The following is a 15,320-nucleotide window of genomic DNA, read 5'->3' as shown; positions in this document are numbered from 1 at the left end:
CTGTCGCATACTCTGGACCGTTTGCAAGGAGCCCCCTATGTCCGTCACCCGTGACACCAGCCAGCGCCGTCTCCAGATCAGCGAATTGGTCCGCCAGCACGGCAGCGTGCAGGTGTCCGCCCTGGCGCAGCAGTTCGGGGTGAGCCTGCAGACGGTGCGCAAGGATCTGCGCTACCTGGCCGAACGCGGGGTCATGGCGCGCGCCTACGGCGGCGGCATCGACAGCAGCGCGGTCAACGCCGTGCCGGCCGAACCGCATTACGACGCCAAGCGCACCGTGCACCTGGAGGAAAAGCGCCGCATCGGCCGGCGCGCGGCGGCGATGGTGCAGCCGGGCAACACCATCGCCATCGATTCGGGCACCACCGCGATCCAGCTGGCCGAAGCGTTGCCGGACATCGACGTGACCGTGGTCACCAACGACTTCGGCGTGCTGACCGCGCTCAGCCCCAAGACCCACATCAACCTGGTGATGCTGGGCGGCGAACTGCGGCGCAAGAACATGGCCTTCTATGGCGGGCTGACGGTCGAAGCGCTGGACGCGCTGCACGTGGACCTGCTGTTCCTGGGCGTGGACGGCTTCGACCTGGAGCGCGGCATCACCACCCACTACGAGCCCGAGGCGATGCTCAACCGCAAGATGGTGGAGGCCGCGCGCGCGGTCATCGCCATCACCGACAGCTCCAAGTTCGGCAAGATCTGCCTGCACCGGATCATCCCGGTGTCGGAGCTGGACGCGCTGATCACCGACACCGGCGCGCCGGAAGACGTCGCCCAGGCCTGCCAGGCGCTGGGCGTGGACCTGGTACGCGCCTGATCGCGGCCTATTGCGCCGCGGTCTTGGCCGCGGCGAATTCGCGCACCGCATTGCTGTAGTAGATCTTGTCGATCACCGCGCGCGGCAGCGCCAGGCCGCGCACGTTGGCCTCCAGCACGGCAACGCGCTGGGTTTCGTCGGTGGCCAGATAGCGCCAGTCCGATTGCCACACGCCGTGCGCTTCGGCGCGGAACTGCGCCGGATCGGCGCCCGGCGCATAGGTCAGGTCGGTGCCGTACAGCAAGCGGTCCTGGTAGCGGACGAAGAAGTCGCGCACCTTGGCCCGGTCGCGGTTGGACTGGTACTGCACCTGGCTCATGCGCGCGGCCAGGTCGACCGTGGCGTTGGGGAAGCGGTCAAGGAAGTCCGCCAGCCGATCGACATCGTATTCGAGGCTGGCCATGTGCGCGCCGACCACCCGCAACTGCGGATGCGCGCCGACGAAGCGGTCGCGCGCGGCCATCAGCGCGGCATGCGAGGGCATCTCCGGGTGCAGGTACATGTGGTATTGCGGATGCTTGGCGAAATACTCGCGGTCGTTGTTGGTGGTCATCTGCTGCAGCGGCAGCCAGCAGTTGTAGGGCTCGCCCTGGTGCGCGATCAGCGGCACGCCCAGTGCGCGGATGTGCTCGGCGACCGGCGCCAGGCCGGGATCGTCGAGCATGATCAGCTTGCCCTGCGCGTCCTTCTCCACCATGCCGATGTTCTTCCACACCTTCACCGCGCGCGCGCCTTCGCGCACCGCCTGGTCGAGGCCGGCCTCGACGCGCTCGTGCCAGCCGGGCGTGGCATAGCCGCGCATCGAAAACGTCGCCGCCCAATGGAAGCGCGCCGGATCGGCCTTGGCCAGGATCAGCGCAGCGCGGTGCTGCCGCTCGATGCTGGGGAAATCCGGATAGTCGACGTTGATCGAGAGCAGTTCGAAGTTGTCGGCGCGCGCCTGTTCGAGGAAGGCGCGGTCGGCGCGGTTGGCGTGGACATGCGCGTCGTACTTGCGGACCTTGGCGAAATCGGCCATCGCATACGGCACGTCGGCTGCGCTGGCGCCTTTCGCGTCGGGTTGCGCATGCGCTGCCGGCACGCCGCCCAACAGCGCGATGGCCAGCGGGACGCCGAACAGGATCAGGACGGTCTTCATCACTCCACCTCGCGTCATCGAAACAAGTAGCAACATAACGAAACAAAACGCTTGCATCAATCGTCGGGGCGCGCGCAGAATGCGGGCAACGCCACCGGACCCGTTGCCCATGTCCCCGATTGGACGCCGCAGTGTCTTGAAGTACGTCGTCGGCAGCGTGGCCGGCGCTGCCGCATGGAGCGTGGCGCCCTGGGCGCGCTCGGCCGAAGCCGTCGATGCGACCGCCGCCGACGGCAAACCGGTAATCGCCGATGCAGTGCTGTCCCTCGCCTTCGATCGGCGCATGCACACGCGGCTGTCCTCGCGCGGCAAGGCGCTGACTGCCTACCAGCCCAGCGAAGCGCTGCTGCTGGCCGACGGCAGCGAACTCACCGATTTCGCGCTGACCGGCCAGCAAACGCATGCGCTGGACGATCCGCGCCATGGCCGCGGCCGGCAGACCGTGTTCACCGGGCGCGCGGCCAAGGCCAGCGTGGAGAAGCAGGTAGCGGTGAGCCTGTTCGACGCGCTGCCCGGCCTGGCGCTGCTGCAGGTGCGCTATCGCAACCTGGGCACCACCGCGTTGCAAGTGGCCGGCTGGCGCAACGGCGCGCACGAACTGCCGGCCGTGGCCGGCGGCTTCTGGAGTTTCTCCGGCGCCACCCACACCGACCGCCGCGATTGGGTGCAACCGCTCGGCGACGGCTTCGCGCAGCGCAACACGCTGGCGATGGATTCCTCCGACTACGGCGGCGGCACGCCTGTGGCCAATCTCTGGCGCCGCGACGTCGGCATCGCCGTGGGCCACGTCGAACTGGTGCCGCGGCCGCTGGACATGCCGGTGCGCCGCACCGCCGCGGGCGCCGCGATCGCGATCGAATCGGCGCAGGCGACGACGCTGGCGCCCGGCCAGGAACTGGTCACCGAGCGCACCCTGCTGGCGGTGCACAGCGGCGATTTCTTCGCCCCGCTGCAGCAATACCAGGCGTTCATGCGCGCCGAGGGCATCGAGGGCCCGCGCCCGCCGGATTCGGCGTTCGCGCCGATCTGGTGCGCCTGGGGCTACGAGCGCGATTTCAACGTGCAGCAGATCTTCGCCACGCTGCCCAAGGCACGCGAGCTCGGCTTCGAATGGGCGGTGCTGGACGACGGCTGGCAGACCAACGAAGGCGACTGGAAGATCGACCGGCGCAAGTTCCCGCGCGGCGATGCCGACATGCGCGCGTTCACCGCCGAAGTGCGCAAGCACGGCATGCGCCCGCGCCTGTGGCTGGCGCCGCTGGCCGCCGACCCCGGCAGCGACGTGCTGCACGAGCACGTGGACATGCTGCTGCTGGACAAGGAAGGCGCCTTCCAGACCGTGACCTGGTGGAACGCGCTGACCCAGTGCCCGGCCTACCAGCCGACCATCGACTTCTACGTGGCGCTGGTGAAGAAGGCCATCGGCGACTGGGGCTTCGAAGGCATCAAGCTCGACGGCCAGCATCTCAACGCCGTCGCGCCCTGCTACAACCCCGCGCACCACCACGCCAGCCCGAACGATTCGGTCGAAGGCCTGGCCAAGTTCTGGGAGGCGATCTATCGCGCCGCGCACCAGGCCAATCCGCAGGCGGTGGTGGAACTGTGCCCGTGCGGCACCGCGTTCGCGTTCCACAACCTGCCGGCCACCGACCAGTACCCGTCCTCGGACCCGCTGTCGTCGTGGCAGGTGCGCAGCAAGGGCAAGTCGATCAAGGCGCTGATCGGCGCGCGCAGCAGCTACGCCGGCGACCATGTGGAACTGTCGGACAACCGCGACGATTTCGCCTCCAGCGTCGGCGTCGGCGCGGTGATCTCCAGCAAGTTCACCTGGCCCAAGGACACCGAGCATCCGTCGGTGCCGCTGCCGCCGGGCGGTTTCGTGCTGACGCCCGAGCGCGAAGCGCTGTGGCGCAAGTGGGTGGACCTGTACAAGACCCACATGCTGCCCAAGGGCGAGTACCTGGGCACGCTGTACGACATCGGTTTCGACAAGCCCGAAGCGCATGCGATCGGCAAGGACGGCGCGCAGTACTACACGTTCTATGCGCCGCAGTGGGACGGCAAGGTCGAGCTGCGCGGCCTGGCGCCGGGCCGCTGGCAGGTGCGCGATCTGTTCAACGAACGCGACCTCGGCGTGGTCGATGCCGCGCACGCGTTCCTGCCCGCGCGCTTCGAGCGCTTCCTGTTCCTGCAGGCCACGCCGGCCAGGGATCCGGCATGAGCGCGGCACCGACGTACGCCGCGCGGCGCCGGCCCTGGCTGGTCTTCGCCCTGACCACGGTGGTGCTGTGGGGATTCTGGGGCGCGCTGTCGCCGCTGTCGGCGGCGCACGGCTTCCCCGACACGCTGGTGTACTGCGTGTGGGCGCTGACCATGCTGCCGCCGGCGCTGTACCTGCTGTGGCGCAACGGCTGGCAACTGGAGCGCTCGCCCAGGGCGATCGGCTACGGCCTGACCATCGGCCTGCTCGGCGCCGGCGGGCAGATGCTGCTGTTCCACACGCTGACCATCGGCCCGGCGTACTTCGTGTTCCCGATCATCTCGCTGTCGCCGGTGGCGACCATCGCGCTGTCGTTCCTGCTGCTGCGCGAGCGTACCGGCTGGCAGGGCACGCTGGGCATCGTGCTGGCGCTGCTCGCCCTGCCCCTGCTGGACCTGTCGTTCGGCCGCGGTAGCGGCGGCGGGCTGGGCTGGTTCCTGCAGTCGCTGCTGATCATGCTGGCGTGGGGCGTGCAGGCGTTCTTCATGAAGCTGGCCAACGACAGCGTGCGCGCGGAAAGCATCTTCGCCTACATGACGCTCGGCGCCCTGCTGCTGGCGCCGGTGGCGCTGGCGATGACCGACTGGCGGCAGCCGATCAACACCGGGCTAGACGGGCCGTGGATGACCGCCGCCATCCAGCTGCTCAACGCGGTGGGCGCGGTGACCCTGGTCTACGCCTTCCGCTACGGCAAGGCCATGGTCGTGGCGCCGCTGAGCAATGCCGGCGCACCGCTGGTCACCGCAGTGCTGGCGCTGCTGTTCGCCGGCATCGTGCCGGGGCCGCTGAAGGCGATCGGCCTGGTGCTGGCGCTGGTCGCCTCGCTGCTGCTGGTGCTCGAACCCGAGCGCGCGCCGCCACCGCCCTCTTCCCCCTGACTGGATTTTCCATGCACGCTCTGCTCGACCTGATCGCGCGGCATCGGCAAGGCCACGCCATCGGCGTGACCTCGATCTGCTCGGCCCATCCCCTCGTCGTCGAAGCCGGGCTGCGCCATGCGCAGCGCAACGGCCAGCCGCTGGTGCTGTTCGAGGCGACCTGCAACCAGGTCAACCAGGACGGCGGCTACACCGGCATGCGCCCGGCCGACTTCGTCGCGTTCGTGTACGCCATCGCCGACCGGGTCGGCTTCGAGCGCGGCCGCATCGCGCTGGGCGGCGACCATCTCGGTCCCAACCCGTGGACGGCGCTGGACGCCGCCGCAGCGATGGACAAGGCCGAGGTCATGGTGGCCGCATACGTCGCCGCCGGTTTCCGCAAGATCCACCTGGACTGCTCGATGGCCTGCAGCGACGATCCCGAGCCGCTGCCCGAAGCGGAGATCGTGCGCCGCGCGGTGCGCCTGTGCCGCGCCGCCGAAGACGCGTGGGCGCAGGCGGGCGGCGAAGCGCCGGTGTACGTGATCGGCACCGAAGTGCCGGTGCCCGGCGGCGCCACCGAAGCGATCGACGGCCTGGCGCTGACCACGCCGGACGCGGCGCTGGCCACCATCGAAGCGCACCGCAGCGCGTTCGCGCAGGCCGGGCTGGGCGATGCCTGGGCCCGGGTCATCGCCTCGGTAGTGCAACCGGGCGTGGAATTCGACCATCACGCCGTCATCGACTACGACAGCGGCAAGGCGCGCGACCTGAGCCAGGCGGTGACCGCCGTGCCGGGCATGGTGTTCGAAGCGCACTCCACCGACTACCAGACGCGCGCGGCGCTGGACGCGCTGGTGCGCGACCACTTCGCCATCCTCAAGGTCGGCCCCGGCTTGACCTTTGCCCTGCGCGAAGCGCTGTGGGCGCTGGACGCCATCGAACGCGAATGGATCGACGCCACCCAGCGCGCCAACCTGCGCGAGGTGACCGTGCGCCGCATGCGGGCCGCCCCCGGCCACTGGCAGCGCTATTACCACGGGCAGGGCCGCGGCCTGGCCATCGACCTGCAATACAGCCTCAGCGACCGCATCCGCTACTACTGGCCGGATGCGCAGATCGAGCAGGCGCGCATGCGCCTGTTCGACAACCTGCGCGCCGATCCGCCGCCACTGCCGCTCCTCGGCCAGTATCTCCCCCACGCATTGCACGCCATCCGTACCGGGACCGCGACGCGCGATCCGCAGTCCCTGGTCATGGCCCACGTCAGTGCCGTTCTCGACGACTATCACCATGCATGCCATGCCCATGACCCCTCCTGATGCCCTCGGCATTGCCGAATCCGAACTGCACGCGAGCGGCGCGCTGTGGACCGCGCGCGAGATCGCGCAGCAGCCGCGCATGCTCGAACGCACCCACGCGCTGGTCGCCGAACTGCATGCGCAGCTGCAGGCCTTCGCCGCACCGATCGCCGACGACCCGCGCGCGCGGGTGATCCTTACCGGCGCGGGCACCTCCGCCTACATCGGCCAGTGCCTGGCGCCGCTGCTGGACCGCGTGCTGGCCGCGCGCGTGGACGCGGTGCCCACCACCGACATCGTCTGCGCGCCGCAGCTGTACCTGGACCCGGCGCAGCCGCTGCTGCTGATCTCCTTCGGCCGCTCCGGCAACAGCCCCGAGAGCCTGGCCGCGGTGGACCTGGCCGAAGCGCTGGTCGCCGACGTGCGCCACCTGGTAGTGACCTGCAACCGCGACGGCGCGCTGGCGCGCGCGCCGGTGGCCAGGGCCATGACCCTGCTGCTGCCGCAGGAAACCCACGACGTCAGCTTCGCGATGACCTCCAGCTTCAGCTGCATGATGTACGCGACCCTGGCGGCACTGCTGCCGGCCGGTGCGCTCGATGCCCGCATCGGCCCGATCGGCCGCGCCGTCGACGCGGTGCTGCTGCACGCGCGGCCGTTGCTGGAAACGCTCGCGCGCGGCGGCTTCGAGCGCGTGGTGTACCTGGGCAGCGGCCTGCTGCAAGGCCTGGCGCGCGAGGCCACGCTCAAGCTCGGCGAACTCACTAACGGTGCGGTGGCCACCTGCTACGACTCGCCGCTGGGGTTTCGCCACGGGCCGAAGACCTTCGTCAACGCGCGCACGCTGGTGCTGGTGTTCGTGTCCAACGATCCCTATACGCGCCGCTACGATCACGACCTGCTCGACGAACTGCGCCGCGATGGCTGCGCCGCACGCATCGTCGAGATCACCGCGCAGCCGCGCCCGGGCCTGGAGGCGGACACGCTCGCGGTTGCCGGCATGCACGCGGCCGCGGACGCTGACCTGCTGTGGCCGTACATCGCCGCCGCGCAGCTGTTCGCGTTCCTGACCGCGCGCGCGATGGGCGTGACCCCGGACAATCCGAATCCGTCCGGGGTGGTCAACCGCGTCGTACAGGGCGTACGTCTGTACGCGTTGGACGCATGAGCGCAGCGCTCTACCTCGGCGTCGACGGCGGCGGCAGCAAGACCCGCTTCGCCGCGATCGACGCCAGCGGCGCGCTGCTGGCCGAGGCGCAGCTGGGCGCCACCTATCACCCGCAGGTGGGCCTGGACGGCGTGCGCGACACCTTGGCGGACGGCATCGGCCAGGTCCTCGGCCAGTTGCAGCGCGTCCCGGCCGATGTCGCGCAGGCCTTCTTCGGGCTGCCCGCCTACGGCGAGGACAGCCGCGCCACCGCCGCGCTGCAGGGCATTCCGGCACAGGTGCTGGGCCACGACCGCTACGCCTGCGACAACGACATGGTGTGCGGCTGGGCCGGTTCGCTGGCCTGCGCCGACGGCATCAACATCATCGCCGGCACCGGCTCGATGGGCTACGGCCGGCGCGGCGCCGCCGCCGCGCGCTGCGGCGGCTGGGGCGAGGCGTTCTCCGACGAAGGCTCGGCCTACTGGATCGCGATGCAGGGCCTGAACGCGTTCTCGCGCATGAGCGACGGGCGCCTGCCGCGCGGTCCGCTGCATGCGCTGCTGCGCGAGCATTTCCAACTGGGCGCGCACGACCTGGACATCTGCGCGCACGTCTACGGCGAAGGCGTCGGCAGCCGCGGCGACTTGGCCAGGCTGTCGCCGTTGGTCTCGCGCGCCGCGCAGGCGGGCGACGCGGTGGCCACGGCGATCTTCGAGCGCGCAGGCCAGGAACTGGCGGCGATCGCGGTGGCGCTGCGCGGCGCGCTCGGATTCGCAGCCGGCGAGCCGGTGCCGGTGTCGTATTCCGGTGGCGCGTTCAGCGCCGGCGAGCTGTTGATGCGCCCGTTGCGGCTGGCGCTGGACGCGGCCGCTCGCGATTTCGAACTGCGCGCGCCCTTGCACGCCCCGCACTACGGGGCCGCGCTCTACGCGCGGCAACTGGCCGCCATTCCCTCCCGCTGAAGCATCGCCGCGGACGCCGACCGCGCCCGCCAAGGACACGCCGATGAAACGCCCGCTGCTGGCCGCCCTGCTCTGCACCACCGCCGTCGCCGCGAGCGCTGCGCAGCGCCACGACGCCCTGCAACCCAGCGGCCGCTTCAGCGTGTACGGCCACGGCGCGGCCGCTACCCCACCGATGGGCTGGAATCCGTGGAACGCCTTCCGCACCGACGTCGACCAGGCGCGGATCCTGTCGGTGGTCGACGCCATCCAGCGCCGCGGCCTGCAGCAGGCCGGCTACCGCTATATCAACATCGACGACGGCTGGTGGTTGCAGCGCCGCGCCAGCGGCGAGATCGCCATCCGCACCTCCATGTTTCCCATCGCCAGCACCGGCGACGGCGGCACCAGCTTCCGTGCCTGGACAGATGGATTGCATGCCCGCGGCTTCAAGGCCGGCCTGTACACCGACGCCGGACGCAACGCCTGCTCGCAGGCGTTCGACCGCACCAGCCCCAACCTGCCGGTGGGCAGCGTGGCCGAGCGCGAGATCGGCTTGCAGGGCTTCGAAGCCTCGGACCTGAAGACCATGTTCCAGAACTGGGGCTTCGACTACCTGAAGGTGGACGCCTGCGGCCTGGCCGACTTCGCCGCCGACAGCGTGCCGGTGCGCGAATCCGGCCAGCGCGCGTTGCGCCCGCTGATCGTGCGCGGCGAAGCCGTGCGCAGCGACCGCGATGCGGTGGAAACGCACTACGCGCGCATCGGCCGGCTGCTGGCCGCGTTGAATCCCGACAACGACTACGTGCTGTCGATCTGCCCCTGGGGCGAGGCCGGCGTGCGCGACTGGGGCGGCAGCTACGGCCACCTGTGGCGCACCAGCCCGGACATCGAGCCGACCTGGGACAGCATGCTGCACAACTTCGATTCGGCCTCGCGGCGCGAACTGTACGCCGGCCCGGGCCGCTGGAACGATCCGGACATGCTGGCGGTCGGCCTGGGCGCGTTCGACGCCGCGCACCTGACCGAAGCGCGCACCCATTTCTCGCTGTGGGCGATGCTGTCCGCACCGCTGCTGCTGGGGTTCGACCTGACCCGCGCACCGGATCCGCTGATCGAACTGTTGCGCAATCCCGAGGTGATCGCGGTCAACCAGGATGCGGCCGGCAACCAGGCTACGCTGGTGGTCGACGCTGCGCCGGTGCAGGTGCTGGTCAAGCCGCTGTCGGCGCGCGGCGAACGCGCCGTGCTGCTGTTCAATCGCGGCGACACCGCGGCCGTGGCGCAGGTCGATGCGCGACAGATGAAGCTGGCCGCGGGCACGCCATTGGCGGTGCGCGATCTGTGGCGCCGCCGCGACCTGCCGTCGCATCAGGGCCCGCTGCGCTATGCCCTGGCGCCGCATGCAGCAGTGATGCTCAAGGTCAAGGGCGCGCCGGTGGAAGCGGACGCGACGCTGCTGAGCGAAATGACCGGGCGCATCCATGTAGCCGCCGACGGCCTGCCGACCTACGCCACCGCGCTGGACGCCGCCTCCGGCACCCCGCGCGCCGATGTCACGCCCTATGGCCAGCCGCTGAAGATCGCCGGCAGCGCATACGCATACGGCATCGGCGCCCATGCCGACTCGCGCCTGGAGATCCTCACCCGCGGCGAGTTCTCCAGGTTCAGCACATCGCTCGGGCTGCAGGAAAGCGCCGCGCGCGGCACCGGCACCACCGTGTTCCGCATCTACGGCGACGCCAGGCTCCTGTACGAAAGCGCGCCGATGCGCAGCGGCGATGCGGCACTGGCCGTCGAACTGCCGATCGGCAACGTCGGCGTGCTCGAGTTGGTCGCCGCTGCCGACGCAGTGCCGGCCGGCGCGTTGCCGCCGCTGGTGGTCTGGGCGAATCCCGTGCTGCGCTGAGAGCGCAAACGACGAGCTCGCGCCCGTCGACGGCGGGTCACGCTGCAATCGGGCACTCGCTCGCTAAGGCGACGCCGCTACGCGGCTACGGCCGCCAGTTCGCATTGCGCTCCCAGAACGCCACGCTGCGCCGGTACGCCTCGCGGTCCAGCGCCACACCCGAGCCGCCTTCCTCCACACCCAGCGCGTTGCGCAGCATGGTGATCGGCGCCATCGGGATCTCCTGCGGCTCGGCGGTATAGAGGCAGCCGACCACCCCCCATTCGGCCTCGATCGGTGCGCCCTCGCGCGCCAATTGCTCGCGGCTGTAGAGGATCGGCAGCAGGTACGCGGCGACCGCCGGCTCGACGCCTTCGAACCAGCGCACCAGCACCGGCAGTTCCTCCCTGCTGCGCGCTTCGTAGCCGGAGCGCAGCAGGTGGCGATTGGCCTCGGTGATCGGCACCGTCAGGCAGCGGGTGGACGTCCAGTTGGGATGCACGTGCAACTTGCAGAACGGCGCGTAGCCGTCCAGCACCCGCAGCGGCGTGGCGTCGTTGAGCTGGCGCTCGAACTGTTCCGGCGTGCAGTCCTGGATCGCGTTGCGGCGCGCGTCGCGCGGGAACAGGCGGGTACGGGCGAAGGGGGTAAGGACGATGGACATGGCGGCTGCGGGCACGAGGAGCGAGCTAGCGTAGCGTGCTCGGCAGGCGATGGACACCGTGGACAACTGCATGGCCATGCGGCGGTCGGCAAGGCATCGATTCCGATCGCCACCGCATTTTTGCCCGTGCTTCTGCAGGAGGAGTTTCAACTGCGACGCTTTATCGGCAAGACGTCGGGGTTGAAACCCCTGCTATGAAGAACAGAAGACCGTCATGGGGCGGTGTCGGACTTGGCATCGACGCGGGCCAGTACTGCACTGCCCGGCGCGCATCCCGCACGAACAAACCACCGCGCATTCCATCACGCAGGCGGCACCGGCTACGGATGCGCCAACGCGTAGTCGATCGCGGCACGAACCGCCGCCACCTGTGCGGCATTGCACTGCTCGGGCGTGGCGCTGGGACTGTCGGGGTAGACCTCGGTGGTCGTGGTGTAGCGCGCGTCGCTGATGCCCGCGCACAACCCAAGCTTCTTCATCGGGTAGCGGATGACGCCATGCGCCACCACCGGCGAGCCGATGATCTTGCCCTCGGCATCGGCCGGCGCGATATGCGTCACCTGCTCCACCGCCGCGATCACCGCCTGCTGGAACGCCGGCTGCGGGTTCTCGCTGTCGTCGACCAGGTAGAAACCGTCCGGAATGCCATCGGGCTCGTAGGCGACACCGTCGCGCGCGGCCAGCGCCGGCCGGAATTCGGACTCGTCGCTGTCGGTGGTCTCGTGCAGGTCGATGTGCATCGCAATCCGCCCACGCAGCGGCGCGACGAGCCGCAGCAGCGCCGCCGATTCCTGCGCCGGGCTGCCGTCGCGGAACGACCGGTTCGGATCGATCGCGTCCGCGTTCCAGCGATGGATCCGTTCGTAGGCCCATGCACTCACGCACGGCGCCACCAGCAGGTTGGCACGCCCGGCGTACTCGCCCGCGTGGCCTTCGGCGAACTGCAGCGCGCCATGCACGCCGCTGGTTTCGTAGCCATGCACGCCACCAGTCACCAGCATGCACGGCAGCGTGTCGTCCCATCCGCGGCTACGCAGCACCAGCAGCGGATAACGGTCTTCGGCATACGCCAGCACGCCGTATTCGACGACATCCCAACGCTCACTCAGGCGCTCGATCGCCGCCACGACGTCCGCCTGGTAGCTGCGCTGCCGGCGCTGCCGCGAGAGCCAGGCCGCTTTTTCCGCCGGCCCCCATGGCGTGCCGGGCGTACCGATGGGATAGAAGGCATCGAGTGTCATGGTGCAGTCCACGTGTAAAGGTGATGCGAGTGACTTTAGCATCGGAAAAACCTGGTTGCCTTGCGCAGCGCAGCGTGGATCGGCGCGGGAGACAACGCACGTCTGCGTTGACGTGCGTGGCCGCCGGCGCCGCATCGATCGCAACATGCCGCGCGACCGCCAAGGACCACGCGTGCGACCGAATGCATGCAGTCAATCGCATCTCCAAGCTTGCCGCGATGTGCGGCGCGACCCATCGGGAACAGCGCACTGCATTCGCCGGACAGCACGCAAACCTATCCGCCTGCCTAACAGGCCACGAAGAAACGCAGCGCCATCACGCGCAGCCGACACCAGAGAACCGGATACCGATCCCGCTTTCGACCGGCACTACAATGAATACGTATGTAGCGCACCCATGTTGCGCCGCGATGCGCGCTTAGCATCGCTCACCGCTGCCTCCCTGCGCCGCTGCCGCCGCGGGATGCAGCCCACACGCGCAGACGCTTCGCCTGCGCACTTCCACCAAGGAGACCCGTGTGATGCGCGACCTGCCCGCCGCTCCGATCGTCCCACCGCGCCCGCACCGCTGGCGCCTGTTCCTCGTCGGCCTGCTGCTGACCCTGGTCACCGCCAGCGCCCAGGCCGATGTCATCCTGCACGCGTTCAACTGGCCCTACGCCACCGTGGAAGCGCGCGCGGCGCAGATCGCCGCCGCCGGCTATCGCAAGGTGATGGTGGCGCCGGCGTATCGCTCGCAGGGCAGCGCCTGGTGGGCGCGCTACCAGCCACAGGACATGCGCGTGATCGACAACCCGCTCGGCGACACCGAGGACTTCGCCAGCATGGTGCAGGCGCTGGCCGATGTCGGCGTGGAAACCTATGCCGACGTGGTCCTCAACCACATGGCCAACGAGGCGGCGACGCGTTCGGACCTGAACTATCCGGGCAGCGCGGTGCTGTCGCAGTACGCCGCCGATCCGTCGCGTTACGCATCGCTGCGGCTGTTCGGCGACCTGTCAGTGAATTTCCTCAGTGGCGGCGATTTCGGCCCGGCGCAATGCATCACCGACTACAGCGACGCCTACCAGGTTCGTACCTACCGCATCTGCGGCGGCGGCAGCGATCCGGGCCTGCCCGACCTGGTCGGCAACGACTGGGGGGTGCAGCAGGAACGCAACTATCTGCAGGCATTGAAGGCGCTGGGCGTCACCGGCTTCCGCATCGACGCGGCCAAGCACATGACCTTCGACCACCTCAACCGCGTGCTGGATTCGGGCATCCGTTCCGGCGTGCACGTGTTCGGCGAAGTCATCACCGGCGGCGGCGCCGGCAATGCCGACTACGACCAGTTCCTGGCGCCCTACCTGCAGGCGACGCCGCATGCGGCCTACGATTTCCCGCTGTTCAACTCGATCCGCAACGCCTTCGCCTACGGCGGCAGCATGGAGCTGCTGGTCGATCCGGGCGCCTACGGCCAGGCCCTGCCGCGCGCGCGCGCGGTGACCTTCGCGGTTACCCACGACATCCCGAACAACGCCGGCTTCCGCTACGCGATCCTCGACCCGGTCGACGAGACCCTGGCCTACGCCTATCTGCTCGGCCGCAACGGCGGCGTGCCGATGGTGTACTCGGACAACAACGAGAGCGGCGACAACCGCTGGGTGGACGCCTATCAGCGCGACGACCTCAAGCGCATGATCGGTTTCCACAACGCAGCGCAGGGCAGCGACATGCAGGTGCTGTCGCACGACGCCTGCCACCTGCTGTTCCGCCGCGGCGACCTGGGCATCGTCGGCATCAACAAGTGCGGCACCGCGGTCAACGCCACGGTGGCGATGAGCGGCAGCGTGCTGCGCTGGAACGTGGACTACAGCGACGCGCTCGGCTCGGGCAGCGTGGTGCGCATTTCCAGCAGCAGCTACACCTTCAACCTGCCGCCGCGGCAGGCGCGGATGTGGAAGCGCTGATCCTGGCGCGCCTTGCGTAGCCGTGTGGCGGCGTCCGCTGCCGCGCAGCTGTGCCGCAGCTCGCGCCGGCCGGCGGACAACCGGGACCGGCTTTGACCGCACATCCATCCGGATGAAGAGATATACTCTGTCAATCACCTGACGCGCCGCGCCCATGACCGCCATCAGTTTCGAGTTCTACCCGCCCAAGACCGACGAACAGCGTGCGCAGCTGGACCGCACCGCCGCGCGCCTGAAGACCTACGCACCGGAGTACGTGTCGTGCACCTTCGGCGCTGGCGGCTCGACGCTGAGCTACACCTCCGAGACGGTGCGCCACCTCAAGCAGCACCACGGCTTCGATGCGGCGCCGCATCTGTCCTGCGTCGGCGGCAGCCGCGAAGAGATCCGCGAGCTGCTCAAGCTGTACCGCGCGATCGGCTGCCGGCGCCTGGTCGCGCTGCGCGGTGATCTGCCCTCGGGCATGGGCCACCCCGGCGACCTGCGCTACGCCGCGGACCTGATCGCCTTCATCCGCGCCGAGCACGGCGACGCCTTCCATCTGGAGGTCGGTGCGTATCCGGAGACGCACCCGCAGGCCAGCGACGCACTGAGCGACCTGCGCCACTTCAAGGCCAAGGTCGACGCCGGCGCCGATGGCGCGATCACCCAGTACTTCTACAACGCCGACGCGTATTTCCATTTCGTCGATGCGGTGCGCAAGCTCGGCGTGCAGATCCCGATCGTGCCGGGGATCATGCCGATCTCCAATTTCAGCCAGCTGCGGCGTTTCTCCGAGCAATGCGGCGCGGAGATCCCGCGCTGGATCGGCAAGCGCATGCAGGCCCTGGGCGACGATGCCGACGCGATCCGCGAGTTCGGCGCCGACCTGGTCGCGGCGCTGTGCGAACGCCTGCTCGCCGGCGGCGCGCCGTCGCTGCACTTCTACACGCTCAATCTGGCCAAGCCCACCGTCAGCGTGCTGTCGCGCCTGGCGTGAGCGCCCGCTCCCGGAGCGCGTGCCTGCGGCTTCTGCGGTAATCGTCGAAGCCGCAGGCATCGCGATAGTGAATAGCGTCGGGACTGAAGTCGCTCCCACAACTTTACCGACCGCAAGCAAATATTTGTGCGCACT

The 15,320-nt window shown here is 69.5% G+C and carries 12 protein-coding genes; 9 read left to right on the top strand and 3 right to left on the bottom strand.

Going from position 1 to position 15,320, the window contains the following annotated elements; genetic code table 11:
* Positions 1-37: 37 nt before the first annotated feature.
* A complete protein-coding gene (locus HEP74_RS03700) occupies positions 38-817 on the top strand; it encodes a DeoR/GlpR family DNA-binding transcription regulator (protein WP_185815237.1) in 780 nt (259 codons plus the stop codon).
* A gap of 7 nt (positions 818-824) precedes the next feature.
* Here HEP74_RS03700 and HEP74_RS03695 read toward each other — a convergent pair whose 3' ends face one another.
* Complete coding sequence (locus HEP74_RS03695; protein ID WP_185815236.1) at positions 825-1,955, bottom strand: amidohydrolase family protein; 1,131 nt, start codon at positions 1,953-1,955, stop codon at positions 825-827.
* A gap of 109 nt (positions 1,956-2,064) precedes the next feature.
* On the opposite strand from HEP74_RS03695, the gene HEP74_RS03690 reads away from it, so the two are divergent.
* From HEP74_RS03690 to HEP74_RS03665, 6 genes are read left to right on the top strand one after another with little or no spacing between them, the layout of a single operon-like run.
* Positions 2,065-4,176, top strand: coding sequence for a glycoside hydrolase family 36 protein (locus tag HEP74_RS03690; protein ID WP_185815235.1), 2,112 nt, complete (start codon positions 2,065-2,067; stop codon positions 4,174-4,176).
* The gene (locus tag HEP74_RS03685; RefSeq protein ID WP_185815234.1) at positions 4,173-5,093 is read left to right on the top strand and encodes a DMT family transporter; all 921 of its coding nucleotides are present in this window, start codon (positions 4,173-4,175) and stop codon (positions 5,091-5,093) included. The genes HEP74_RS03690 and HEP74_RS03685 overlap by 4 nt, the downstream gene beginning before the upstream one ends.
* Before the next feature lie 11 nt (positions 5,094-5,104).
* Entirely contained in the window at positions 5,105-6,394 is a 1,290-nt protein-coding gene (locus HEP74_RS03680) for a D-tagatose-bisphosphate aldolase, class II, non-catalytic subunit (protein ID WP_185815233.1), read from the top strand.
* Entirely contained in the window at positions 6,381-7,541 is a 1,161-nt protein-coding gene (locus HEP74_RS03675) for an SIS domain-containing protein (protein ID WP_185815232.1), read from the top strand. The genes HEP74_RS03680 and HEP74_RS03675 overlap by 14 nt, the downstream gene beginning before the upstream one ends.
* On the top strand, positions 7,538-8,485 hold the full coding sequence (locus HEP74_RS03670) for an N-acetylglucosamine kinase (protein WP_185815231.1): 948 nt from the start codon (positions 7,538-7,540) through the stop codon (positions 8,483-8,485). Before HEP74_RS03675 ends, HEP74_RS03670 begins: the two co-directional genes overlap by 4 nt.
* 43 nt (positions 8,486-8,528) lie before the next feature.
* On the top strand, positions 8,529-10,373 hold the full coding sequence (locus tag HEP74_RS03665; RefSeq protein WP_185815230.1) for an NPCBM/NEW2 domain-containing protein: 1,845 nt from the start codon (positions 8,529-8,531) through the stop codon (positions 10,371-10,373).
* A gap of 85 nt (positions 10,374-10,458) precedes the next feature.
* Here HEP74_RS03665 and HEP74_RS03660 read toward each other — a convergent pair whose 3' ends face one another.
* Both HEP74_RS03660 and HEP74_RS03655 read right to left on the bottom strand, forming a co-directional pair.
* Positions 10,459-11,016, bottom strand: a complete 558-nt coding sequence (locus HEP74_RS03660) for a DUF3228 family protein (protein ID WP_185815229.1) — start codon at positions 11,014-11,016, stop codon at positions 10,459-10,461.
* 320 nt (positions 11,017-11,336) lie between these two features.
* Positions 11,337-12,257: a M14 family metallopeptidase gene (locus HEP74_RS03655; protein ID WP_185815228.1), complete on the bottom strand. Its 921-nt coding sequence runs from the start codon at positions 12,255-12,257 to the stop codon at positions 11,337-11,339.
* Between the two features lie 521 nt (positions 12,258-12,778).
* Between HEP74_RS03655 and HEP74_RS03650 the strand changes: the two genes are divergently transcribed.
* A complete protein-coding gene (locus HEP74_RS03650; protein ID WP_185815227.1) occupies positions 12,779-14,206 on the top strand; it encodes an alpha-amylase family protein in 1,428 nt (475 codons plus the stop codon).
* 154 nt (positions 14,207-14,360) lie between these two features.
* Positions 14,361-15,185: a methylenetetrahydrofolate reductase [NAD(P)H] gene (gene metF, locus HEP74_RS03645; protein ID WP_185815226.1), complete on the top strand. Its 825-nt coding sequence runs from the start codon at positions 14,361-14,363 to the stop codon at positions 15,183-15,185.
* Positions 15,186-15,320: the final 135 nt, after the last annotated feature.

This window comes from Xanthomonas sp. SS (genome assembly GCF_014236835.1).
Lineage (GTDB): Bacteria > Pseudomonadota > Gammaproteobacteria > Xanthomonadales > Xanthomonadaceae > Xanthomonas_A.
The sequence above is the reverse complement of the archived record's forward strand: the minus strand, read 5'-3'. Positions and strand labels throughout refer to the sequence as shown.